Annotated in this window: 21 protein-coding genes and 1 pseudogene; 13 read left to right on the forward strand and 9 right to left on the reverse strand. The window is 41.8% G+C overall.

Annotation, left to right across the window (positions count from 1 at the left end; translation table 11 throughout):
• Positions 1-130, forward strand: a pseudogene (locus AC4HAO_RS00005) (IS30 family transposase); the annotation flags it as partial.
• 86 nt (positions 131-216) lie between these two features.
• On the opposite strand, the gene AC4HAO_RS00010 reads toward AC4HAO_RS00005, so the two are convergent.
• Positions 217-1,098, reverse strand: a complete 882-nt coding sequence (locus AC4HAO_RS00010) for a TSUP family transporter (protein WP_491134178.1) — start codon at positions 1,096-1,098, stop codon at positions 217-219.
• Between the two features lie 255 nt (positions 1,099-1,353).
• On the opposite strand from AC4HAO_RS00010, the gene AC4HAO_RS00015 reads away from it, so the two are divergent.
• Together AC4HAO_RS00015 and AC4HAO_RS00020 are read left to right on the forward strand one after the other, a co-directional pair.
• Positions 1,354-2,106, forward strand: coding sequence for a CppA N-terminal domain-containing protein (locus AC4HAO_RS00015; RefSeq protein WP_491134179.1), 753 nt, complete (start codon positions 1,354-1,356; stop codon positions 2,104-2,106).
• Entirely contained in the window at positions 2,103-3,029 is a 927-nt protein-coding gene (locus AC4HAO_RS00020; RefSeq protein ID WP_491134180.1) for a serine hydrolase domain-containing protein, read from the forward strand. The genes AC4HAO_RS00015 and AC4HAO_RS00020 overlap by 4 nt, the downstream gene beginning before the upstream one ends.
• A 64-nt stretch (positions 3,030-3,093) precedes the next feature.
• Here the strand turns inward: AC4HAO_RS00020 and pflB are convergent, their stop codons facing one another.
• Positions 3,094-5,427, reverse strand: a complete 2,334-nt coding sequence (gene pflB / locus AC4HAO_RS00025) for a formate C-acetyltransferase (RefSeq protein WP_491093759.1) — start codon at positions 5,425-5,427, stop codon at positions 3,094-3,096.
• 223 nt (positions 5,428-5,650) lie between these two features.
• Here pflB and dinB point away from each other — a divergent pair, with 223 nt between their 5' ends.
• Entirely contained in the window at positions 5,651-6,748 is a 1,098-nt protein-coding gene (dinB, locus tag AC4HAO_RS00030) for a DNA polymerase IV (protein ID WP_491093760.1), read from the forward strand.
• A 202-nt stretch (positions 6,749-6,950) separates the two neighbouring features.
• Here the strand turns inward: dinB and AC4HAO_RS00035 are convergent, their stop codons facing one another.
• From AC4HAO_RS00035 to rnhC, 4 genes are all read right to left on the reverse strand, one after another.
• On the reverse strand, positions 6,951-7,415 hold the full coding sequence (locus tag AC4HAO_RS00035; RefSeq protein WP_447451863.1) for a hypothetical protein: 465 nt from the start codon (positions 7,413-7,415) through the stop codon (positions 6,951-6,953).
• A 26-nt stretch (positions 7,416-7,441) separates the two neighbouring features.
• Positions 7,442-9,895: an SF1B family DNA helicase RecD2 gene (gene recD2 / locus AC4HAO_RS00040; protein ID WP_491134181.1), complete on the reverse strand. Its 2,454-nt coding sequence runs from the start codon at positions 9,893-9,895 to the stop codon at positions 7,442-7,444.
• 107 nt (positions 9,896-10,002) lie between these two features.
• The gene (gene lepB / locus AC4HAO_RS00045) at positions 10,003-10,644 is read right to left on the reverse strand and encodes a signal peptidase I (RefSeq protein ID WP_491134182.1); all 642 of its coding nucleotides are present in this window, start codon (positions 10,642-10,644) and stop codon (positions 10,003-10,005) included.
• 8 nt (positions 10,645-10,652) lie between these two features.
• Complete coding sequence (gene rnhC, locus AC4HAO_RS00050; RefSeq protein ID WP_491134183.1) at positions 10,653-11,561, reverse strand: ribonuclease HIII; 909 nt, start codon at positions 11,559-11,561, stop codon at positions 10,653-10,655.
• Positions 11,562-11,752: 191 nt separating this feature from the next.
• On the opposite strand from rnhC, the gene AC4HAO_RS00055 reads away from it, so the two are divergent.
• The 6 genes from AC4HAO_RS00055 to AC4HAO_RS00080 all read left to right on the forward strand — a co-directional run bounded on the left by AC4HAO_RS00055 (position 11,753) and on the right by AC4HAO_RS00080 (position 17,327).
• Positions 11,753-12,070, forward strand: a complete 318-nt coding sequence (locus AC4HAO_RS00055; protein WP_447451867.1) for a hypothetical protein — start codon at positions 11,753-11,755, stop codon at positions 12,068-12,070.
• The gene (locus tag AC4HAO_RS00060) at positions 12,067-12,585 is read left to right on the forward strand and encodes a CvpA family protein (RefSeq protein WP_491134184.1); all 519 of its coding nucleotides are present in this window, start codon (positions 12,067-12,069) and stop codon (positions 12,583-12,585) included. Before AC4HAO_RS00055 ends, AC4HAO_RS00060 begins: the two co-directional genes overlap by 4 nt.
• A gap of 324 nt (positions 12,586-12,909) precedes the next feature.
• Positions 12,910-15,252: an endonuclease MutS2 gene (locus AC4HAO_RS00065; RefSeq protein WP_491134185.1), complete on the forward strand. Its 2,343-nt coding sequence runs from the start codon at positions 12,910-12,912 to the stop codon at positions 15,250-15,252.
• Between the two features lie 31 nt (positions 15,253-15,283).
• On the forward strand, positions 15,284-15,694 hold the full coding sequence (locus AC4HAO_RS00070) for an acyl-CoA thioesterase (RefSeq protein WP_491134186.1): 411 nt from the start codon (positions 15,284-15,286) through the stop codon (positions 15,692-15,694).
• 21 nt (positions 15,695-15,715) lie between these two features.
• Positions 15,716-16,528, forward strand: coding sequence for a Cof-type HAD-IIB family hydrolase (locus AC4HAO_RS00075; RefSeq protein WP_491134187.1), 813 nt, complete (start codon positions 15,716-15,718; stop codon positions 16,526-16,528).
• Between the two features lie 208 nt (positions 16,529-16,736).
• Entirely contained in the window at positions 16,737-17,327 is a 591-nt protein-coding gene (locus AC4HAO_RS00080) for a DUF4352 domain-containing protein (RefSeq protein WP_491134188.1), read from the forward strand.
• Positions 17,328-17,911: 584 nt separating this feature from the next.
• Here the strand turns inward: AC4HAO_RS00080 and AC4HAO_RS00085 are convergent.
• Both AC4HAO_RS00085 and AC4HAO_RS00090 read right to left on the reverse strand, forming a co-directional pair.
• Complete coding sequence (locus AC4HAO_RS00085) at positions 17,912-18,091, reverse strand: hypothetical protein (RefSeq protein WP_491093383.1); 180 nt, start codon at positions 18,089-18,091, stop codon at positions 17,912-17,914.
• A 97-nt stretch (positions 18,092-18,188) separates the two neighbouring features.
• Entirely contained in the window at positions 18,189-18,497 is a 309-nt protein-coding gene (locus tag AC4HAO_RS00090; protein ID WP_491134189.1) for a hypothetical protein, read from the reverse strand.
• Between the two features lie 426 nt (positions 18,498-18,923).
• Here AC4HAO_RS00090 and nagA point away from each other — a divergent pair, with 426 nt between their 5' ends.
• From nagA to fghA, 3 genes are all read left to right on the forward strand, one after another.
• Complete coding sequence (gene nagA, locus AC4HAO_RS00095; protein ID WP_491134190.1) at positions 18,924-20,072, forward strand: N-acetylglucosamine-6-phosphate deacetylase; 1,149 nt, start codon at positions 18,924-18,926, stop codon at positions 20,070-20,072.
• Between the two features lie 235 nt (positions 20,073-20,307).
• Positions 20,308-21,426, forward strand: a complete 1,119-nt coding sequence (locus AC4HAO_RS00100; protein WP_491093380.1) for an S-(hydroxymethyl)glutathione dehydrogenase/class III alcohol dehydrogenase — start codon at positions 20,308-20,310, stop codon at positions 21,424-21,426.
• A 519-nt stretch (positions 21,427-21,945) separates the two neighbouring features.
• The gene (gene fghA / locus AC4HAO_RS00105; RefSeq protein ID WP_491134191.1) at positions 21,946-22,803 is read left to right on the forward strand and encodes an S-formylglutathione hydrolase; all 858 of its coding nucleotides are present in this window, start codon (positions 21,946-21,948) and stop codon (positions 22,801-22,803) included.
• 170 nt (positions 22,804-22,973) lie between these two features.
• On the opposite strand, the gene AC4HAO_RS00110 is transcribed toward fghA, so the two are convergent.
• A complete protein-coding gene (locus AC4HAO_RS00110) occupies positions 22,974-23,306 on the reverse strand; it encodes a winged helix-turn-helix transcriptional regulator (RefSeq protein WP_491134192.1) in 333 nt (110 codons plus the stop codon).
• Positions 23,307-23,350 lie beyond the last annotated feature (44 nt).

Genomic DNA, 23,350 nt, shown 5'->3' on the forward strand with positions numbered 1-23,350 from the left:
TAAAGGTGTTTCACAAAACACCTTATCAGCTATAGCTGATAAGAGAAATAGAATTCCTAGAAAATCTTTAAATTATCAAACCCCTTATCATGTTTTTCTGAGTCAGGTGAAACTGTCCAACTTAAATTGACAATTTAAGTATTAAAAAATATCTAGAAATGCCTGGCATCTGAGGTAGCTTATCTTTATAATTTATCAAAAAAATCTAGCTTTAAGCTAGATTTTTTTGATAAGGGACGAGCGGATAAGCATAATACCAGTAAAGATAACGATCCCCACGACCAATGTTTTGAGAGTATTGAGATCGATGCTCGTCAAAAATCTAACAGCAATCAGCACTCCAATGATACCTCCAAGAACAAGACCAGCATAGCCGGTCCAATTAACACGGTCGGCCTTGATAAATTGTGTACTGGAAGCTGTCATAATCATGGCCGCATCCAGCATCATAACCGGCATAGCAATGGTTGGGCTGAGTCCCATAAGTGAGAAGAAGATGAGCTCAGGTGCGTAGTTGCCTAATCCCATTGTCATGAGGATTCCAATGATAAAATTGAATATTACCCCGACGATGAGCCAGATACCGTGCAGACCATGGATGCTATTGGACAGGTTATTTCCAGGGTTAGTAAGCATGCGGTAGAGCATGATTAAGGCTGCAACAATCAACAGACTACCTAGAATCAGTTGGACTAATTTTTCATTCCAATTTTTGGTGATTCGTGTTCCATAGAGGGCGCCAAAGAAGGAAGCTGCTGCCATGAGAACCAGGGTCAAAGGCTCAACTTTAACAACCAGAATAAAGCAAAGAGCTTGCACCATAACTGGAATAACATGGGCTGTATTCATAGTACCCGGCAACTTGCTATCATCATCATTAAGTTTAGTAATTTTAAAGAGGGTTGTCGTCGTCGCAAAAGATCCAATTCCTAAGGTATCTAGCATATCTGTGATGAGGCCAATCCAAAAACCCGTGAAGAAGCGTTTAAAAATATCAATTTTATTATGGCGAATGTGAAGAAAAAGTTCGATGATAATCGCCAACATAGCTATTACCAAAGTTGCTTGGATAACATGTAAGATAATATTTTCGTTCATATAGCTAGTTTACAGAAAAAAAACATAATAGTAAATAGTTTTTGCTTAGGGCGCATAATTATTTGTCAAATGGATAGTTTTTGACTAAAATGGAGGAGATCGGGTTGAGAAATCACGATTTAGAAATACAATTGCATTGGCCTTAATCAAGTAGCCAAAATGGTTAAGTCCAGCACGTTTTAGCTTAAGCAGCGGTGCTTTTCTAAAATGATAGCTACTTTTTAAGAGTCTTGAACTTTGTATAAGGAGAGTATTATGACAATATTTGATGGTATTAGTTTATCAGCACCTGTTCTGCGGGTGAATAATCGCGAACGTAATATAGAGTTTTATTGTAAGACGCTGGGATTTAAGGTTTTAAAGGAAGAAAACACCGAGGTTTTTTTCGGTGGTCATGCTAAGAAAATTAATCGTTTTCGGATTGAGGAGTCACCATCGATGCGTGTTCGTGCGGTAGAAGGGCCAAAAAAGCTCCATCGTCTTTATATAAAAGCAACAGTGGCAGGGGAGATCGAGGCTCTTTTAGCAAAAGGCGCCTCTTATCAACACCTTTATAAAGGCGACAATGGCTATGCTTTTGAAGCTCTGTCGCCAGAAGGAGATACTATCTTGCTACATGCGGAAGACGATGTGTCTAGTCTGAAAGATATCTCTAATCAGAAGTGGTCTTTCCAAATTATAGAAAATTTTCAGGGTCTATCTGACTATCAAGTGGATAAGCTTATTTTAAATGTTCCTGATTTACAGCAATCGAATCACTTTTATCAGTATTTTGCTGGCTTATCTTTTCTGCCGGATTTACGTTTAACTCAAGGATCCGATTTACAGGCTGAACCTAATAGCACTTGGGATCTTGAGTTTCTTGAATATCATGTTCCAGACGACTATGATCTATCAATGCTGAAATCTCATCTTGAAACTTTAGGTCTGGATGTTTACTTGGATAGGGCCCAGACTGTGCTTGTTCTTTCAGATCCTAGCCGTGTAGAAATTTGGTTCAGTAAATGAAAGTTATTTTAGATAAAATTAGGGTCCAGATTGAGGCTGGTATTTATCGTGGTGCCAGTCTAGGTCTGTATCGTGGTGACTGGCAGGAATATTATCTAGGCACTCAGGATGGGCACCTACCGGTTGGACCAGACTTGGTTTATGATTTGGCCAGTGTTTCCAAGGTTGTGGGAGTTGGTACTGTGATACTTCAATTGATTGATGAAGGAACTATTCGGCTGGATCAACCGCTCAAGCTCTATTATCCTGACTTTGATAATGGGCAGGTCACCATTCGTCAGCTCCTGACCCATACTTCTGGTATTGAGCCCTTTATTCCGAATCGGGATGATTTAGATGCAGCAGGTTTGAAAGCGGCTATTAACAACATTCAGGTGATAGAAAAAAAGGATTTCCACTATACTGATATTAACTTTATCCTACTTGGTTTTATGCTTGAGCGCGTGACTGGTCAATCCCTATCTCAACTTTTTTCTGAACGTGTATTTAAACCTTTTGGAATGTCAGAAACAGGTTTTGGGCCTGTAGCAGCGGCAGTACCGACAGTAAAAGGTTTACCATCTGGTCGAGTTCATGATCCCAAAGCGCAGGTTCTGGGTGTTCATACGGGTTCTGCAGGCCTTTTCTCAACGTTAAAGGATTTAGAGCTCTTTAGTCAGGCTTATTTGATACAGGATTTTGCAAAATCCCTTCGTCACAATTATGCTCCTTCAGGACATAAGGAACGCAGTCTTGCTTGGGACAAGCAAGGGGACTGGCTCCTCCATACTGGCTACACTGGTACTTTTATTATGTTTAATCGTAAGGAACAGCAAGCTGCTATTTTCCTATCTAACCGCACTTACGATAAGGATGAACGAGCTCAGTGGATTTTGGATCGTGATGAGCTCATTGCAGTCATCAAAGAAGCCTTGGGGCAGTGACGGGGAAAATCTCAAAGTAAAAAAAAGGCTTTGCCTAAGCGGCAAAGCCTTTTATAAATGGATTTTATTTAGCTTGGCCTGAAATGGCTTCAGCTGCATCATCCATTGAAAGAACTTCGTGGAAGACACGTTGCGTCAATTCAGTCTTTTGTTCCTTAGTCAGGTACTTAGTGTTAACACAGTAACCAGAGATACGAACGATAACATCTTCACCATTCATGATCTTGTCGTAAACATCTTTAAGGTCCATGACATTGAGGTTGACGTGTTGGCCACCATTTTCAAAGTAACCATCAAGGATAGTAACAAGATTATCTACTTGTTCATCACGAGTCTTACCAAGAGCACGTGGAGAAACTTGAGTGGTCAATGAGATACCATCTGCTGCATAGCCAAAGTCAAGGCTTGCAAGAGAGTTAAGGTTTTGCAACCAACCACCCTTTGCCTTGTTAGAAGGGTTAGCACCTGGTGAGAAGAATTCGAGTTTAGACAAGTTAACTGTACCATCTTCGTTGAGGTAAACACCCTTGTGGACTGGTGAGTTACCAGTTTGTTTAGAGTAAGCAACATTAGATGTGATTGTAAGAAGTGATACAGTAGCTTCAGCATTCTTGTAAAGCTTGTGGCTGCGAAGACGAGTCGTGTAGGCTTCGATCAACCATTCTGCTAGTTCGTTTGAACGAGGATCGTCTTCACCCCAACGTGGGTAATCACCAGTTGTTTCGTAATCGTAGATGTAGCCATCTTCATCACGAATTGGTTTAACAGTAGCATACTTGATAGCTGAAAGCGTATCAACTGTGTTGGCAAAACCACAGATACCGAATCCCATGTTAGCACGTTGATGAGTAGGCAAGAAGGCCATTTGTACAGCTTCATAGTTGTACTTATCAGTCATGTAGTGGATGATGTTAAGGGCGTCAACATAAGTATCAGTCAACCAATCTAATGATTTTTCAAAGTTTTCCTTAACAGTATCAAAGTCTAGGACATCATCACGGATAGGCTCGATATCGAAGACCTTGTAGTCTTTATGAACATCATCGTAACCACCGTTAAGACCAGTCAAGAGAGCTTTCAGAACATTTACACGAGCACCAAAGTATTGGATGTTGTGGCGTTGCTCTTCATTTTCAGGGTCAAGCGGTGATACACAGCATGAGATACAGCTCATTTCACCGTAACCGTCTTTAGCCATTGTTGTCACACCTTCGTACTGGATAGAAGAGTGCTTATGACTCATATGCATGCAGTAATGACGGAAAGCGTATGGCAATTTATCTGTCCAAAGAACAGTCAGGTTTGGTTCTGGTGAATTACCAATATTATCCAAGGTGTTTAAGAAACGATAATCCATCTTGGTAACACGGTGACGGCCATCCGCTCCCATACCAGCCATAGAAGTAGTGATAAAGGTAGGGTCACCTGAATACAGTTCATCGTATGCTTTAGTGCGGGCAAATTTAACCGTACGCAGTTTCATAACGAAATCGTCAATAAATTCTTGGATTTCACTTTCAGTATAAGTACCGCGAGCCAAGTCACGTTCAGCATAGATGTCAAGAACGATTGGAACACGTCCAAGAGAAGTAGCCGCACCATTGATAACACGGCAGACAGCCATGAAGGCAATATTAGTCCATTGAACAGCTTCTTTTGTATCATAAGCAGGACGGCGGACATCAAGACCATAAAGGTCACCTAATTTAACAACATCTTGTAAAGCTTGATATTGCAGGTTAACTTCTTCACGGAGACGAATGGTTTCTTCGTCAATTTCTGTTAAAGCATTCCAATCATTAACTTTTTCCTGCATAAGGTAGTCAGCACCATAAAGGGCAAGACGAGCATAAACACCGATGATACGTCCGCGTGAGTATGCATCTGGCAAACCAGTTACAGTGTGGGCGTGACGAGCACGACGAATATTTGAAGTGTAAGCACGGAAGATACCATCATTAACAGTTGTCACATGTTTTGTAAAGATTTCATGAACAGCTGGATCTGGTTCGTATCCGTGTTCCTTCAAAGCGGTTTCGGCCATGCGGATACCGCCTTTTGGCATAAAGTTAAGCTTGAAGAGCTCATCATTTTGAATACCGTATATCAATTCTTGATCTTTGTCGATATAACCAGCATCGATATCAGCGATTGATGTTGGGCGAGTATCCATCGGGAAGCGTCCTTGCGCTTCGTAACCAGCTTTAGTTTCATCTACGAGCTTTTTGATGTGCAAGGTCCGTTCAGTTGGACCAGCCAAGAAGCTTTCGTCACCATCGTAAGGGGTATAGTTTGCTTGCACAAAGCGGGCAATACTTGCTTTTTCTCTCCAGTCGGTACCTTTGAAGCCTTCCCAAGCTTTTTCAAAGACATCAGTGTTGGTTTTGACAGTAGCCATGATAAAAAATTCTCCTAATCTAGTAACAGATTTATCTGTTACAATTTACAGTATAATAGTAACACAGAGTAACCGTTTTCACAAGAAAAAAATCTGATAATAGGGGTTTCTTTTATAATACAGTTCCTGAAATTCTTTTAACTGTCTTATAAATTGCTTGATTGGAAATCTCACAGAAAATGTTGTATAATAAACTAACAAAAATATAAAAGAAGGCCTGTGTATGCTCATTTTTCCTCTCTTGAACGATACTAGCAGAAAAATTATCCATATTGACATGGACGCTTTTTTTGCTGCTGTTGAGGAGCGCGATAATCCTGAGCTGGTTGGAAAGCCGGTTATTATTGGAGCCGATCCAAGAAAGACTGGCGGGCGCGGTGTTGTTTCTACTTGTAATTATGAAGCTAGAAAATACGGAATTCATTCAGCTATGAATGCAAAAGAAGCCTTGGAACGCTGTCCAGATGCTATTTTTATTTCTGGTAATTATCAGAAATACCGTAGTATTGGTACTCGTATTCGGGAGATTTTTAGACGCTATACGGATTTAGTAGAACCTATGTCCATTGATGAGGCTTATCTGGATGTTACAGATAATAAGAAAGGACTTAAATCAGCTGTCAAAGTTGCGAAAATGATTCAGTTTGATATCTGGCATGAATTGCGTTTAACTTGTTCAGCTGGCGTCTCCTATAATAAATTTTTGGCCAAGCTAGCTAGTGATTTTGAAAAACCCCACGGTTTGACTTTGATTTTACCAGAGGAGGCAGAAGATTTCTTAAGCACTTTACCGATAGAAAAATTTCACGGTGTCGGTAAGCAGTCGGTCAAGCGTCTACATGAGTTAGGTATTTATACGGGAGGCGATTTGCAGGCTGTACCTGAGATGACTTTAATTGATTATTTTGGCCGTTTTGGTTACGACTTATACCGCAAGGCAAGGGGAATTTCTAACAGTCCTGTTAAGCCCAATCGTGAGCGCAAGTCTATTGGCAGTGAACGTACTTATGGTAAACTTCTTTACAGCGAGGAGGATATTAGGGCAGAGATTGCAAAAAATGTCAGACGGGTTGCGGCTAGTCTAGAGCAGCATCAAAAACAGGGGCGGATCATTGTGCTAAAGGTTAGATATTCGGATTTTTCGACCCTGACTAAGCGCCATAGCCTAGAGTCAGCTACCCATGATGGTGATACTATTGAAAAGGAAGCCTGCGCTATTTTTGATGAACTAGAGGACAGGACAACTTTGGGAGTACGACTTTTGGGTGTTACGGTAGCAGGATTGGAAGATCATAGAGAAGATATTCCTCTGGATATTTAATAAAAACGAATGGGTCTGGTAACTTGGTTTGTCCAGATCCATTCGTTTTAGTTAGAATAAGTAAAAGTATTAATTCCTAGTTTTAATTGGTGTGTTCATTTCAATCTTTAAAGTCGTCAGAGGAATTGGTAATGGCAGACTGGAGGATTATCATTTATTTCATCATTAAGGTAAAAATACAAGGAAAGAGAGTGAGTGATAGCTATAAAGAACTGTTTAAAAGGCGGGCAGCCTTGCGGGAGGAAGCATAAAAAGGAAGGTAGATAATTTGTAAAAAGAGATTGATAGTGATTCCCGCTGTTATCCAGTCGGATAGGACATTGATAGCAAAGAGAGTGTAGCCTAGTAGATAAGGCCATTCAGATAGTCCTTGATTTTTCCTTAGTTTGGCTTGATTTCGAAAGGCTAAAACCATGATAACAACATTAAAAATAATATTTACTAATGTGTTAAATGTAAAATTACCCGGTAAATTTTGCAAGGCATTACTGGCATCAGCAGCTGAAGGGTAACCAGTTTTAGGATAGAGGTCTGCTTGGAGGGAGTACATCAAAAGAATATAGGCTAAAAGTGTCAAACTGTTTAGCACTAGATTGATAAGATGCAGGACAGCAACTGGTCGGTTTGATTTTTTAAAAATTTTTTTTAAATCTTGGATAGGTATCATAGCATAACTCCTATATGTTCAGGGGATTAAACTTGGTCTTGATGGGACTTAAAGAAATGAGCAAAGTCAGCTTCTTCTAAACCAATAAGAGGGTCAATAGTCAGTAAGTTATCGTCTGTAAGGCGATAACTTAGGGCAGATTCGGACTGACGGTCCAACTTTTTTTGTGTTTGACTAGCTGTTTCGTCATCAGAAACAGCTAGAGTACGCTCATTACTATTAACAGTCTTCAAATCAGCTGTCTGGTTTTTAACTTCGGCTTGTTCTGGATCTTTGAAGCGCTCAACCAGATAAGTATGGCGTTGACTGCCTTGATTTTTCACGGCATAATCAAAGGCTGTTATTTCTCCCAGCAGGATAAGTTTACTCTTGGAACGAGTAATAGCTGTATAGAGCAGGTTGCGCTGGAGCATACGGCCGCTCTGGCGTGTCAGAGGTAAAATAACGACCTGAAACTCACTTCCCTGTGATTTATGGATGGACATGGCGTAGGCTAGGGTTATCTTTGACCATTCATTGCGTGGATAGACTACTTCGCTACCGTCGAAGTCCATATAGATTTCATCCTGTTTGCTCTCAGTGTATTTAGCAGGGATAAGGTCAGTAATATAGCCAATATCTCCGTTAAATACATTGAGTTGAGCATCATTAATGAGGTGGAGAACCTTGTCTCCTTTGCGAAAGCTTAAGTCGTTGAAGCGAAATTCATTCTGGCCTGTTAAAGGATTTAAAAGGTTTTGCATCAGGGTATTGAGGTTGTTAATCCCAGCCTGACCGCGGTACATGGGGGCTAAAATCTGAATTTCGAAAGGAGCAATGCCGTTTTTGACCGCAGAGGTAACGATTTGTTCTACCATAGCAGGAATGTGATTGGCTTGTGCTTCAAAATAGGAGCGGTCTGCTTTCTTGGCGGTGAAATCACTGGGGAGCTGTCCTTGCCGAATCTGACTGGCTAGGGTGACAATAGTGGAATTTTCAGATTGTCTAAAAATTTTAGTCAGACTAATTTGTGGCAGCTGCTCTATTTTAAGGAAGTCCGCCAGAACCTGTCCCGGACCTACTGATGGGAGCTGATCGCTGTCACCAACAATGATAACTTGCGTATGGGAAGAGATGCTAGCAAGCAACTGATTAGCGAGCCAGGTATCAACCATGGAAAATTCATCGATAATAATCAGGTCGCAATCAAGATAGTCATCAAGCGCTTGATAATCATTATCATCAGTTGTTAGGCCGAGGTGGCGATGGATAGTCGCGGCAGGCAGTCCTGTGAGTTCGTTCATTCGGCGGCTAGCTCGTCCGGTTGGCGCTGCTAAAATGATGGGAATATCACCCTTATCTAAATCAATGTTATAGAGTTCAGCATAAGCCCTAATGATGCCGTTGATAACAGCTGTTTTACCTGTGCCCGGACCTCCAGTTAGAAGAAAAATTTTGCTGGCTAAAGCCTTTTGGATAGCTGTTTTTTGGATACTGTCGTAGCTGAGATTGAACTCTTCTTCGATATCTTTGAGAATGGTCAATACCGTTTCGGCTTTAGGTGTCTGCACCAACGGTGTCTCAAGAATACGACTAATATGCTTTTTAATCCCTTCTTCGGCATAGAAGAGGCTATTGTCAAAAATATAGGTACCGACATTTTGTACCTTATCTTCGGTGATTAAATGCGTCAGCTCGTTAGCAACTAGCGTAGGATCAAGCTCGATTTGGCGGGCGTTCTCCAAAAGGCTGATGGCATACTCTAACAAGTCGCGGGCTTCTACATAGGTATCCCCGCGTTCGATAGAGAGTTCTGTTAAAGCGTGGACTAAGGCTGCTCGGAAACGTTTGGAAGAATCACTCTTGATCCCCAGCTGCTCTGCCAGAGTGTCCGCAATTTTGAAGCCGATTCCTCTAATGTCCTCGACCAACTGATAGGGATTGTCCTGAAGGATATCTAGTGTTTCTTCCTTATAGGTATCAAAAATATCGAGAGCTTGGCGGTTGCTGAGACCGTATTCCGCTAATTTGGAAAGAACTTGCTCAGTACCGTAATTACTTTTTAACTTAGTGAGGAAGCTGTTTCGACTGTCTTTTGAAAGTCCAGAGATTTGTTTTAGTTTATCAGGGTTGGCTAAAATCTTATCGATCGTATTGCCATCACCATAAGCCTCAACAATGCGTTGGGCTATTTTTTTACCAATCCCTTTGAAGTTATCGCTGGCAAAATATTTGATAAGACCAGCAGCAGTCAGTTGGGCGCGTTCATAGCGATCGGCCTTGAGCTGTTCCCCGTATTTAGGGTGCTGGATGACTTCTCCCCAGAAGGTATAGTCTTCATCTTCCATGATGTCAGCCATGGTTCCAGTGATGATGATATCGCTATCCTCGTAGTCGGGATGATTGGTATCTTCGATATTAAGGAGAAGAATTTTAAAAAAATTACTGGCATTTTCAAAGATAATACGTTCGACAGTTCCAGAAAAATAAACGTGACTCATAAGCTGGTGCTTCCTTGATGTTTATAACTTGATTGGGCTAATAAAAAAGAGAGTAAGGCAAAATGCTAACCAGTGGCTTCTGCTGTCTCTCCATAATTATTATAGGACTATTCTACGCCCCCTACTTTGGTTAAAGGCCAGAAACGTAACTTGACTTCCCCGACGACGGCATCCTTGTCAAAGGTTCCGACTAGGCGGCTATCCTTGGAAACAATACGGTCATCACCAAGGAGGAAATATTGCCCTTTGGGAACTTTAACAGTGAAATTAGCATTACCTTGACTATCAACGGTAAAAGATTTAGCCGCTCTAGCGAGCTGCTGAAAGTAGGTATCATAGGAGTAAGTCGATTGCAACTTATCTTGGGCAAATTTCTTCTGATAAGACTGGAGGTATTCTTCATTGACCTTCTTACCATTGACAGTCAAAACGTCGTTATTGTAGGTGATAATATCACCAGGCATACCGATAACCCGCTTGACAATCTGTTTCGATTTACCTTTTTCGGTCTCCTTGGCAACAACAATATCAAAACGCTCAATCTTAGCTGTTTTGAGAACGATAAGCCGCTGATTTTGGGCAAGAGTAGGATCCATGGAGTGGCCATCGACAGTCACTACACTCCAGATGAAGATACGACTGAGTAAAAGTAAAACAATGATAGAAATTAAAACTCCCCACTCTTTAAGAAAGGTGACAATAGGGGGGTCAAAAGTCTTAGTGGTTTGTTTAGATGAAATTGCAGACATGGTAATAGTTATCCTTTATTTTTTAATAAGGCTTGTGCCTTTTTGGTATTGGCAAAATGAAGTTTAGCACAGTAGTTCAGTCCCTGCATGCCATAGGCTTCAAGAATTTGACTGGCAACTCTGTCAGGCTTACTTCCTGCACCGCTGGGGAGCTGATAGCCCAACTCTTGACCTAGGACCTTGAGGTTCTCCAAGAAAAGGTTGCGGGCAATAATAGAACTAACAGCAACAGCCAGATATTTTCCTTCAGCTTTTTCTTCAAAAGTTAAGGGATTGTCAAATTGGTTGCGCTCCTGCTTGAGGTATTTTTGGTAATTCTGATAATTCGTGAAAGCATCAATTACAATCTTATCCGGTTTGTCTACTTCCTGAAGGAGGAGATAGATAGCTTGATTGTGTAAGGCTACCTTGACGGATACAGCATTGTAAGACTTGCCTGGCCCAACGACCTCATTATATTTTTGCGGCGATAACAGCAAGCACTTGTGGGGAATGGCTTCCTCGAGGAGTGGGGCTATCTGCTGAATCTTTTGGTCTGTCAGAGCTTTGGAATCAGCTACTCCCAATTCTTTTAAAAAAGGGTGCTTGCTAGGTGTTACAAAGCTAGCGACAACAGCGAGACCACCGAAATAGGAGCCATTGCCAACTTCGTCGGAGCCGATGAGGGTCAAATTCTGCTGATCAACCTCAGCTGCCCCCTTATCAGTACTAGTTGACAAACCAAACTGCTGGGCCAGTATTTCAGCCTCTCTTCCTTGAAAAACGACCTTGCCAGAGGTATAAACAAGCACGGTCGTTCCCTGCACTTTAGCTGCAAAGCTGACATAGGGGTTTTTGTTGCTAATCTGATAGGCAGCCAATTCTGTCGGTAGCTGTTCAGTTCTTCCCTGCCCCATTTTCATGACGAGAGTATTCATGAAAACTATTCTATCATAAAAGACTTTATCGTGGCAGAAAGAAGGCACAGAAATTTTATTGACTGCTTGCCAGAGTAAATCCAGATTGGGAATGCCTATAACAGTGAAGCTAATCCTTCTTCTTTTTGTGGAAGGTGAGGATTGTCGAAAGGGGAATTTTACGGTATAATGGCAGGCAAAGAGGTACGAGTATGACAAAGACAAAGAATCGCTATAAATTTACGTTTGGCCAGAAACCGCTGACGCTGACGACTGATAAGGACAATCTCTTTATGGAGGAAGTTGAGAGGGTCGCGCGCGAGAAGTATGAAGCTATCAAAGAGGCTCTCCCTTCTGCAGATGATGAAACGGTTGCTATTTTGATGGCTATCAACTCTTTATCAACCCAGCTCAGCCGTGAGATTGAGTTTGATAAAAAAGAGGCAGAATTAGAGGAACTTCGTAAGAAGGAACTGACAGCGATTAAAGGCAGAAAGGCTAACAAGGCAGCTAGTGGTGGCGAAGCATGATTTCGCTTATCGTTCTCTTGCTTCTTGCTTGGCAGTTTTATATTGGCTACAGGCGAGGCCTGTTTTTGCAGGTCTTTTACTTTATCGGCAGTTTATTCGCGATTGTAGTAGCTTTCCTTTTTAAAAATAAGCTTGCCGATATTCTTAATCTCTGGGTCCCTTATGCTAATCCTACAAAAGGAGCTGAGATGCAGTTTTTCACCTCAGAGAATATCTTTGGTCTAAATCGGCTTTATTATGCTGGAGTAGCTTTTCTTCTCCTTTACCTCACTGTTTACTTAATCTGGCGATTTTTTGGGATTTTTGCCCATGTTGTAAGCAGCCCCCGTCTTGAAATGTTAGCTTATCAGCAGTTGCTTGCTGGTGGATTAGCAGTCTTTGTGGCACTCTTTAGCTTAGGGGCTTTTTTAACTGTTTTAGCTACCCTCCCAATTACAGGCCTGCAGAATATGCTAGCAGATAGCTGGCTGGTTAAGGTATTAGTCGTGCTTTTCCCGAAATTTTTGCTGAATTAAATCAAGATATATTAATGACTGAGGCTGGAACATTTGTGTTCCAGCCTCGAACTTTGTATAGGATAATAGTTTCCTACAGTGCTTAATGTCCCCAAAATGTTTGAATGTCGCAGCTGTGACTTGAACAGTAGGCTGCAACAATAGATCTAGTGGAGTGCCAAAATGAGAATTAAGGTTGATGAAGCAAGGTTACTTTGATTTACTGTGTGATTAAGACTATTCTTTTTGCTCGGTGACAGCTAAGCGCTTGAGTGACAGGGTTTAGTGGCTAGGAAGGTATATTAGAGGCCGCTCATTTAGGCATAAATCTGTTATAATATCCCTATGAACATGAAAATTTTAGAAGCTTTGGAATTTGCCAAGGTCAAAAATCAATTTGAGCCTTATTTACAAACTCAGGCCGGTCAAGAGGAGCTGCAGCAGCTGCTTCCTGAAACTAATCGCGACAAAATTGAGCGCTCTTTCGTTGAAATTCGTGATATGGAGCAGCTTTTTGTAGAGGAACATGGCTTTGCTGTTGGAGCAGTTGGTACTATAGCGGAACCTCTGGGTCGATTAGAGTTAGATGCTGATCTTAATGTTGATGAACTCATTGCGCTCAAGCGTCTTTTAGAAGTTTCTGCTGAGCTTGCTCGTTTTTATGAAAATTTGGAGAATGTCGAGCTAGGAGCTTTGCATCGGCTTTTTGAAAATCTAGAAATCTTTCCTAAGTTGCAGGGGAGTCTGCAAGCTGTGAATGATAGTGGATTTATCGAGAATTTTGCTAGTTCTGACTTAGAGAAAATCCGTCGTCGTATCCATCAAGGGGAAAGCCAAGTACGTCAGATTCTACAAGATATGCTTAAGAACAAGGCTGATTTACTAGCCGAAAATCTGATTGCCAGCCGCAATGGCAGAAGTGTGCTGCCTGTTCGTAATACCTACCGCAACCGGATAGCAGGGGTTGTTCATGATATTTCTTCGTCGGGAGGAACGGTGTATATTGAACCGCGTGCCGTTGTTCAAGTTAATGAAGAGATTACTCAGGCTAGAGCGGACGAGCGTCATGAGTTGCGTCGCATTTTGCATGAATTATCTCAGCTGCTTCGTCCTCATAGGCAAGCGCTTCGCAATAATGCATGGCTGATTGGCCATCTTGATTTTGTTCGCGCGAAGTACCTTTTTATGCAAGAGTATCAGGCTAGTCTTCCGGAATTATCGGAGGACAAAACGGTTCATTTGCTCAATGTCCGCCATCCTTTGCTGACTGCCCCTGTTGCTAATGACTTGCATTTTTCCGAAAACCTGACAGTTATTCTTATCACGGGGCCTAATACGGGTGGTAAAACCATCATGCTGAAAACACTCGGTCTAACCCAGTTGATGGCCCAGTCTGGTTTGCCTATCTTAGCCGATAAGGGCAGTAAGGTCAGCATCTTTAAGGAAATCTTTGCTGATATTGGTGATGAGCAATCAATTGAGCAGAGTTTATCGACCTTTTCCAGCCACATGGGGCATATCGTCGATATTTTGGGACAGGCTGATAAGCAGAGTCTAGTTCTGCTCGATGAGTTGGGAGCGGGAACCGATCCCCAAGAAGGTGCCAGTCTGGCCATGGCTATTTTAGAGCATTTGCGTCTCAGCAATATTAAGACTATGGCAACAACTCATTATCCTGAACTTAAGGCTTATGGTATTGAAACGGCTCATGTTCAGAATGCCAGTATGGAATTTGATGTGGACAGTCTTAGTCCGACCTATCATTTTATGCAGGGCGTTCCGGGGCGCTCCAATGCTTTTGAGATTGCCAGACGCTTGGGCCTAGCTAAGATTATAGTGGATGATGCTGAACGAATGACTAATCAAGACAGCAATACCAATGCCATCATTGAGCAGCTGGAGGCTCAAACAGCTGAAAGTCGCAAGCGTCTGGATCATATCCGAGAAGTTGAGCAGGAAAATCTCAAATTTAATCGGGCCGTTAAAAAACTTTACAATGAATTTTCACACGCCTATGATAAGGAGTTGGAAAAAGCACAGGAACAAGTTCGCCAAATGGTAGATAGGGCCTTAGCAGAAAGCGATCAAATTCTTAAAAATCTCAATGAACGTTCGCAGCTTAAGCCGCATGAAGTGATTGAAGCTAAGGGACAACTTAAAAAACTGACACCAGGTGAAGATCTCTCTAAAAATAAGGTTTTACGCAAGGCTAAACGACAGAAAGCAGCACGCGCCCCTAAGATTGGTGATGATATTGTTGTGTTAGCGTATGGTCAACGAGGAACGCTGACCAGCCAGCTTAAGGATGGACGTTGGGAAGCTCAAGTTGGTTTGATCAAGATGACTCTGAAAGAATCTGAGTTTAATTTGGTGAAAAATCAAGAAAATAAGAAGGTCAGCAAGAAAAAACAAGTTAATGTGGTCAAAAGGTCTACTGGAACTGGTCCGCGTGCCCGTTTGGATCTTCGTGGTAAGCGCTATGAAGAGGCTATGCAGGAGCTGGACGATTTTATCGATCAGGCTTTGCTCAACAATATGGCTCAGGTCGACATCATTCACGGCATAGGTACCGGTGTTATCCGTGAAGGTGTGACCAAATATTTACGAAGTCACCGTCACGTCAAGAGCTTTGGCTATGCACCGCAAAATGCGGGTGGCTCAGGCTGTACCATTGCTAATCTTAGTTGATAGTTGAGGCAAAATTAGAAAGGACATACCTATGCAAGGTTACATCCATAAGGTTCAATACTATGAGACAGACCGGATGGGGATTACGCATCACTCAAACTATGTTCGTTGGATGGAGGAAGCGCGTGTCTACTTCTTGGAGAAGGTAGGCCTTCCTTATGACAAGTTGGAGGCCGATGGTATTATTTCACCGGTCACTGCAGTAGATTGCCGCTATAAGGCGACATCAACGTTTGCAGATAACATTGCTATTGATATTAGCGTCAGCATGCTCAAGGGAGCTAAACTAGGGTTTGATTACACTATGACTAATCAGAATGGACAGCTTGTCTGTCAGGCTCATTCTGAGCACAGTTTTATGGGAGCCGATGGACATTTTGTTGCTCTTAAGAAGGTTTATCCTGAATTTTATGATAAGGTTCAAGATATGATTGATAAATAACATATTAGATAAGGAGTCTTTATGATTAAACTGATTGCCATTGATTTGGACGGTACCCTGTTAAATAGTCAGAAAAAAATTCCGACCGATAATATCGAAGCTGTGCGGAAAGCAGCAGATGCTGGTGTTAAAATTGTTCTGTGTACCGGGCGTCCAAAATCCGGTGTTCTTCCTTATTTTAACCAGTTGGGACTAGCTGGTGAGGAATATATCATCATGAATAATGGCTGTACAGTATACAATACCCAAAATTGGGAATTAATCGGCCAAGCTTCCTTGAACCGCGAAGACTTATCACTTTTAGAGAAAGCGTGTGCGGATGATCCGGATGTCTATCTAACTTTGACAGCCGAAGCGACCTACTATGCAGTTGCTGAACGTGTCCCTGCTTTAGTTGCCTACGATGCGGGTCTGGTCTTTGATACAGCGCAGGCGGCTAGTCTCGATGATGTCGCTGCTAGCGGGCAGATTGTCTTTCAAGCGATGTACATGGGTGAGGAAGAAGTTTTAAATAGTTTTGAATCTCGGGTTGAGCATAAACTCAGTCAATGTTTTTCAACAGTGAGAAGTCAGTCTTATATTTATGAAGTCATGCCCCCTAAGACGACTAAGGCCTCAGCCCTCAAGGCTCTGGCTCAGCAATTAAATATTCAAACAAATGAGATTATGGCCTTAGGAGATGCAGCTAACGACATGGAAATGTTGGAATTTGCCGGTCATAGCGTGGCAATGGGGAATGCTCCGGATACGATTAAGGCTCGCTGCCGTTATGAGACAGAAAGCAATGATAATGCAGGTGTAGCGAAGGCTATTTATGAGTATGTGTTGAACTAAGATATAAAGAAGCTCTGGCTTAACGAAAATCTCTATTTGCGATAGTTGTGACCTAAATTCGATTAAATAAGATATGAAGTCTTGAATGTATGAGTTATTTTTAAGGCTTTTTATTTTAGACGAAGAAATTAAAATGAAATACTTTTGTAATCTATTGACAAATCATATATATATAATATTTCTATCAATTAGATGGGAGTTCTAAGATATGAAGAAATTAAAAGGTTGTTTAAGTGTTATTGTATTGCTGCTGATAATCGGTGCGATTGGTAGTACATTTGGGAAAGATGATGAGAGTAGTGCGAACACTACCAGTGATTCTAAGGTACAAAAAGAAGTTACCGATACGATTAAAACTACTAAAAAGAAAGCCAGTCAGAAAAAGGCTAGCAAGACATACGGAGTTGGTGACGTTGTCAAAGTTGGCAATGTAGAGTATACGGTTAATTCAGTATCACAAGCAACTAGCGTAGGCTCTGAATATTTTGGAGAGACTGCCCAAGGTGTTTATCTATTGGTAAATATTACTGTGAAAAATAATGGTAAAGAGTCTTTAAGTGTTTCAGATGATTTCTTTAAAATTTATAAGGGAGATACTGAATATAAATCTGATTCTGAGGCTTCTTTGTATGCTAATGATAATACTGGGTTTTTCTTAGAAGAAATTAACCCAGGAAATTCTGTAACAAGTACAGTAGCCATTGATGTCCCCCAAGATGTTGCAAATGCTAAAGGCCTTCAATTACAAGTCCAAACAGGTGTGTGGGGAACTGAAAAAGAAAGAATTAATATTCAATAATTTTTAAGGCCTAGTAAGGGCTATTTATGAGTATATGTTAAATTAAAAGGTTTGGTTGTGCTCCGAGCCTTTTAATATTATTTGAAATAGAAACGCTAGATTGTTGTTGATTGGACACGCCTATGCTTTTAGTGCTTTGAATATTAAAAAGAGAGAAGATGAATTTCGTCTCCTCTCGTGCTTTATTTATAAATTCCACACTGCAATTGGCAAAAAGCCGAAAATTTTGAAATAAACGGTTCAGTCATTTCAGTCGGATAGTTGTTATCTATTTTTGTTATTGCGTTCGTCAGCTCTTTTATCTGAATAAATCCATATATACTTAACGCCACGATGAGATGATAGGACAAAGAAACAAAAACCTTGAAGTGTTTCCATAGCACTATGGGGAAAAGTATGAACTACTTTTTTCTAAAAAGTTGAAAAAAACTTATTGAGTAAATGATTATTATACTTAAAACCGCTAATGCCAGTAAGATAAACACAAATTTTCCAAAATGTTTATTTGGCAAACAGCAACAAGGCTAATAAAACGATTAAATAGATCAGGAAATTTTCTTTTTAAAAATTTTTCATAACAATAATTAAAGCTGTGAACCAGCAATACCACAGGTAGTTCCTACTACCATTCCTTCACCAACACCGCCAAGAACAGCACCTACAACACTTCCAGCTCCTTTTTCTACAGCTGTACCGGCGATTAAATCTTTACCCGCACCGTCAATTACTCCGCCAACAAATCCTCCAGCAAAGCCAATCTTCACAACAAGTTATTTTGGTTTTTTCCGATTTATCAATTGTATAATTATTATGACAACTAGTGCTGTAATAGCTCCCGTAATGCAATATTTCATATTAACCTCAACAATTCAGTAAATAGTTCACTCCTCCACCAATTCCGCCGGCAACTGCACCAATAAATCCATTTGCAACACCACAAGCAAATGCACCTGTTACAGTCCCTACACCAGGACAAACGGCAGTTCCACCCATTGCTCCTACCATCGCTCCTTCAGCGGCACCGGTGGCTGCTCCGGCAAGTCCACCATTACCTACGGCATCGTTGAAGCCTTTCCAACTAAAGTTCCCACCTTCAACGTTAACCAAGTAGTTGCTACCTGCTACTTCAAAATTATCAAATGCCATTGAATCTAAAGTTAATGTGTCCATAAAAATTTTCCTTCTTTAAAAATTACATGGCTATTTTAACGTTTAAAATTTACTTATGCAAGAGAAACCAGGGCGACTTTGTAATATTTAGCATAAATGGTAATAAACCGAAAAACAAAGACAATTTTTCTGACAACTATCATAAAAAGTAAATCAGTGGTTTGAGCAGTGATTTGACTAAGGCTAGCTCGTTTGCAGACATCAAGAATTGGTTCTACAATTTCTGTAGTCAGTAACCCTACTATGAAAATGATTGAGGTTTTGAGTCCTTATACCTCAAGGCTCTGTCTATCTTTGATTTTTCTTAGATATTGAAATTGAGTTGGGCACTACAGTTTATAAGATGACTGGTATATACCATTTACAAAATGATACAAAAACATTATAATGAAGAAAGGAAATCTCGTTGAAAGAGGGGAATAATAGATGGCAACCTACATTAAGGCCGATCGTTTTTATTATGCTCATGAGACTAAGCCATACGGCTATCTTGAAATTATTGATGGCCGCTTTGGTCAGTGGGTTGAGAGTGTACCAAGTGCTGCTCAAATCTTAGATTACACAGGTTATCAGATTGCACCGGGACTAGTTGATACCCACATCCACGGTTACGCCGGTCATGATGTGATGGATAATTCCAGAGAGGGTCTCTTTACGATTAGTCATCACTTACCAGAAACCGGTGTCACCTCCTTTTTGCCGACAACTCTGACGGCCGGCAGTCAGCAATTGGAGGATATCTGTGCCACTATCGCCGATACAGCCGGCCATGAGGCTGGTGCCAAGATTCAAGGGATCTACTTTGAAGGCCCCTATTTTACTGAGAGATATAAGGGAGCGCAAAATCCTTCCTACATGAGAAATCCGAGCTTTGAGGAGCTGGAGCGCTGGCAAAAGGCTGCAAAGGGTCTGCTGTGCAAAATTGGTTTAGCACCTGAGCGTGAAGGAACGGTTGAATTTATCCGCAAAGCCACAGCTTCCGGAGTCATTGTCGCGCTGGGGCACTCTGATGCTACTTATCAGGATGCCAAGCGGGCCGTCCAAGCAGGTGCTAGTGTCTGGGTGCATGCCTATAATGGCATGAATGGTCTCAACCATCGTGAACCTGGTATGGTGGGTGCTGTTTATAATCTTGATAATACCTATGCTGAGCTCATCTGCGATGGCTATCATGTGTCGCCAGTGGCTTGTCAGATTCTTTTCAGGCAAAAAGGTATTGATCATGTGGCTATGATCACCGATTGCATGTCAGCTGGAGGTCAGCCAGATGGTGATTATATGCTGGGTGAGCTGCCTGTGATCGTTAAGGATAATACTGCCCGTCTCAAGGATGGCGGTAACCTAGCCGGTTCCATCCTCAAACTAAAAGATGGCCTTAAAAATGTCGTTGACTGGGGGATTGCTACAGCTGAGGAGGCTGTCCATATGGCCACTTACGTTCCGGCCAAATCTGTCGGTCTTGAAGACAAGTGTGGCCAGCTGAAAGCAGATCTCCCAGCAGATTTTATCGTTTTAGATGCTGACTTGGAACTTAAGGCTACTTATATTAATGGTCAACAGGTATGGGGAAACTAGTTGAGTCGCTATTTGGTCTCGTTTGAGTACTTTAGTATCAGCCGTAGTGCTTCAAACAGTTGGTGCTAGAATTTTGCACCAGCTGTTTTCTTTTGTTAAACTATTAATGGTTTAAGGCAAAAGGCTAGTCTTGCCCAACAGGATTTAATATGGGGAAATTTCAGTATTTTCTGATATACAGCAGTTTTTGGCGATAAACCTTTCTTACTAGAATAACTTTTAGGAGGAATAGATGATGGAATTTATGAAAACACGCGCGGCTGTAGCTTGGGCCCCCAATGAGCCCTTAAAGATCGAAGAGGTCGACCTTATGATGCCCAAGGCGCATGAAGTCTTGGTTCGTATAACAGCAACAGGGGTTTGCCATACGGATGCTTATACACTTTCAGGTCAGGATAGTGAAGGGGTCTTTCCCTGTATCTTAGGGCATGAAGGTGCAGGTATTGTCGAGGCAGTCGGTGAAGGCGTTACTGAGTTTCAGGTCGGTGACCATGTCATTCCGCTTTATACAGCTGAGTGCGGTAAGTGTGAGTTTTGTTTATCCGGCAAGACTAACCTTTGTTCATCTGTCCGTGAGACCCAAGGCCGTGGACTTATGCCAGATGAGACTGTTCGTTTCTATAAAGATGGTCAGCCTATCTACCACTACATGGGAACATCAACCTTTGCGGAACACACAGTTGTTGCGGATGTATCCTTGGTTAAGGTCCGTGACGATGCTCCTCTTGAGGAAGTCTGCCTGCTTGGTTGCGGCGTGACGACTGGTATGGGGGCTGTGCTCAATACAGCCAAGGTTGAAGAAGGTTCAACTGTAGCTATCTTTGGTTTGGGCGGTATCGGACTTGCCGCGATTATCGGAGCTCGTATGGCCAAGGCTGGCCGTATCATTGCGATTGATACCAATCCTGATAAGTTTGAAAAAGCTAAGGAGCTTGGGGCGACTGACTTTGTCAATCCAAACGATTATGACCGTCCAATCCAAGAGGTTATCGTCGAGATGACCAACGGTGGCGTGGATTATTCCTTTGAATGTATCGGAAATGTCGAGGTCATGCGTTCTGCCTTGGAAGCTTGCCATAAAGGTTGGGGAGAAAGCATTATCATCGGGGTTGCTCCAGCAGGTGCTGAGATTCATACGCGCCCATTCCAGTTAGTGACAGGCCGTGTTTGGCGTGGGTCAGCCTTTGGCGGTGTCAAAGGGAAATCAGATCTTCCGGGTATCGTTGACCAGTACATGGATGGTGAATTCGCCCTTGATGATTTCATCACTCATACTATGCCGCTTGAAGATATCAACAAGGCCTTCGACCTTATGCATGAGGGCAAATCAATACGGACAGTAGTTCATTACTAAGATACCACTGACTTACTCGAACTAAGAGCTAAAGCTCCTATTCTCCTACGAGAATTTCTATGGAAATTCTCTATGTCACTGACTAATCCTAAACTTTCAGTATTATTGACTGAAAGTTTAGGATGGCGCTAAGCCGTTAAGCGACTAGAATCTTATTTAAATCCCGAGCTTTAGCCTGTGTTCAGTTAGTCAAAATACAGCAGAGGCCAATAACTCTTAACTAGTGTCTCAATGAAAGACAAGAGGGGCTGGGACAAAAGTCCTTCCTCCTTTAACTATTTAAGATATAGCAGTTTGACGCAGTGGTTGATTAGAGCTAACACTTGCATGAACTTTGTTCATATTATTTCCAACCTCAAAAGGTCTCCCAGACCGCAGAGGTGGGATTGAAATACTCCGGTGGAGGATTTCAATCTGAGCCTAACAATAGGAGAGCAAGGAAAATCAAAATCGTGATTTTACCACGATTTACTGATTTTTGTCCCACTTTCTCTGGTTATCAAATATTTACTTAAACCTATGAAAAATCTAGAATTAATTTCAAGCAACCGCTCTTTTGGCGGTCAACACCAGCGCTATAGGCATTTGTCAACCAGCACCAAGACCCGGATGACTTTTGCCATCTATCTGCCGCCTCAGGTAGAAGCGGGAAAGAAAGTGCCGGTAGTGTATTTTCTGTCAGGTTTAACCTGCACTGATGAAAATTTCTCAACCAAGGCTGGTGCCCAGCAATGGGCTGCTAAGTATGGCCTAGCTCTGGTCATGCCAGATACTTCACCGCGCGGTGAAGGTGTAGCAGATGCAGAGAGTTATGATCTGGGGCAAGGAGCAGGCTTTTATGTCAATGCCACTCAGGAACCTTGGGTTAAACATTACCAGATGTATGATTACATTGTCGAAGAGTTGCCTGAGTTGATCGAGGCCAATTTCCCAGTTACTGACCAGCGTTCGATTTTTGGGCACAGTATGGGTGGGCACGGTGCCCTCCAGATTGGTCTTAAGAATCCTGAGCGCTACGCAGCTATCTCGGCTTTTGCGCCTATCGTTAATCCTATGGAGGTCCCTTGGGGGCAGAAGGCTTTCACCGCCTATCTCGGTGAGGATAAGAAAGCTTGGGAAGCTTATGACAGCATCCGGCTACTGGCTCAGGTGGATCCTGATAGGTGCTTGCCGATTTTAATTGATCAGGGACTGGCGGATGGCTTTTATCCCGGACAGCTCCAGCCCGAGCGTTTTGAAGCGGTGGCTAAGGAGCGTCAGCTTCCTGTTACTCTGAATCTGCATGCCGGTTACGACCATAGCTATTACTTTATTGCCAGCTTTGTGGAGCAGCATCTTGCTTTTCATGCTAAGCATTTGGGGTTAATGGAGGATTAATCTTTGAGCAATGAGAGATTTTAGAACAATCGCGTAATTTTGAGAGAGCAGTTTGGGCTGCTCTTTTTTGTTGCTGTCTAATAATACTACCTTGTCAGAATATAACATGAAATGCTTAGTTACCAAAAAGTGCCTACTTTACAGTGTAGGCACTTTGTTTTATGATGCTATTAGGAAGTGGATAATTCTGCCTTTAAGTGGTTATAATTTTCTCCCCAATCAGCTAAGGAGATTAATAGTGGATAGAGATCTTCACCAATATCTGTTAAAGCGTACTCTACCTTGGGTGGTACTTGATGATGATCTCTTCTGAGGATTAAACCATCTCTTTCCAGTTCTCGTAGACTTTCTGTAAGTACTTTCTGGCTAACGTTATCCAATTCTTGCTTAATTTGTCCGTATCTTCGTGTTCCTTTATTATGTAGAAGATAAATGATAAGGATTTTCCATTTACTGGAAATTAAGCCTAAAGTTGTTTTGACAGGGCAAGTATCTGGTGTCATTTGATCAACTTCCTTTCTATGTTTTACACTATTTTAGCATGGAT

The sequence above is a fragment of the Streptococcus sp. ELY_137 genome, assembly GCF_058314515.1.

Excerpts from the sequence above, each read along its gene's own strand:
- dinB (WP_491093760.1), top strand. The coding sequence starts at position 5,651 with ATGCTCATTTTTCCTCTCTTGAACGATACTAGCAGAAAAATTATCCAT.
- pflB (WP_491093759.1), bottom strand. The coding sequence starts at position 5,427 with ATGGCTACTGTCAAAACCAACACTGATGTCTTTGAAAAAGCTTGGGAA.
- AC4HAO_RS00090 (WP_491134189.1), bottom strand. The coding sequence starts at position 18,497 with ATGGACACATTAACTTTAGATTCAATGGCATTTGATAATTTTGAAGTA.
- nagA (WP_491134190.1), top strand. The coding sequence starts at position 18,924 with ATGGCAACCTACATTAAGGCCGATCGTTTTTATTATGCTCATGAGACT.
- fghA (WP_491134191.1), top strand. The coding sequence starts at position 21,946 with ATGAAAAATCTAGAATTAATTTCAAGCAACCGCTCTTTTGGCGGTCAA.
- AC4HAO_RS00065 (WP_491134185.1), top strand. The coding sequence starts at position 12,910 with ATGAACATGAAAATTTTAGAAGCTTTGGAATTTGCCAAGGTCAAAAAT.
- AC4HAO_RS00055 (WP_447451867.1), top strand. The coding sequence starts at position 11,753 with ATGACAAAGACAAAGAATCGCTATAAATTTACGTTTGGCCAGAAACCG.
- AC4HAO_RS00110 (WP_491134192.1), bottom strand. The coding sequence starts at position 23,306 with ATGACACCAGATACTTGCCCTGTCAAAACAACTTTAGGCTTAATTTCC.
- AC4HAO_RS00080 (WP_491134188.1), top strand. The coding sequence starts at position 16,737 with ATGAAGAAATTAAAAGGTTGTTTAAGTGTTATTGTATTGCTGCTGATA.
- AC4HAO_RS00020 (WP_491134180.1), top strand. The coding sequence starts at position 2,103 with ATGAAAGTTATTTTAGATAAAATTAGGGTCCAGATTGAGGCTGGTATT.
- lepB (WP_491134182.1), bottom strand. The coding sequence starts at position 10,644 with ATGTCTGCAATTTCATCTAAACAAACCACTAAGACTTTTGACCCCCCT.
- recD2 (WP_491134181.1), bottom strand. The coding sequence starts at position 9,895 with ATGAGTCACGTTTATTTTTCTGGAACTGTCGAACGTATTATCTTTGAA.
- AC4HAO_RS00075 (WP_491134187.1), top strand. The coding sequence starts at position 15,716 with ATGATTAAACTGATTGCCATTGATTTGGACGGTACCCTGTTAAATAGT.
- AC4HAO_RS00070 (WP_491134186.1), top strand. The coding sequence starts at position 15,284 with ATGCAAGGTTACATCCATAAGGTTCAATACTATGAGACAGACCGGATG.
- AC4HAO_RS00060 (WP_491134184.1), top strand. The coding sequence starts at position 12,067 with ATGATTTCGCTTATCGTTCTCTTGCTTCTTGCTTGGCAGTTTTATATT.
- AC4HAO_RS00100 (WP_491093380.1), top strand. The coding sequence starts at position 20,308 with ATGGAATTTATGAAAACACGCGCGGCTGTAGCTTGGGCCCCCAATGAG.
- AC4HAO_RS00035 (WP_447451863.1), bottom strand. The coding sequence starts at position 7,415 with ATGATACCTATCCAAGATTTAAAAAAAATTTTTAAAAAATCAAACCGA.
- rnhC (WP_491134183.1), bottom strand. The coding sequence starts at position 11,561 with ATGAATACTCTCGTCATGAAAATGGGGCAGGGAAGAACTGAACAGCTA.
- AC4HAO_RS00010 (WP_491134178.1), bottom strand. The coding sequence starts at position 1,098 with ATGAACGAAAATATTATCTTACATGTTATCCAAGCAACTTTGGTAATA.
- AC4HAO_RS00015 (WP_491134179.1), top strand. The coding sequence starts at position 1,354 with ATGACAATATTTGATGGTATTAGTTTATCAGCACCTGTTCTGCGGGTG.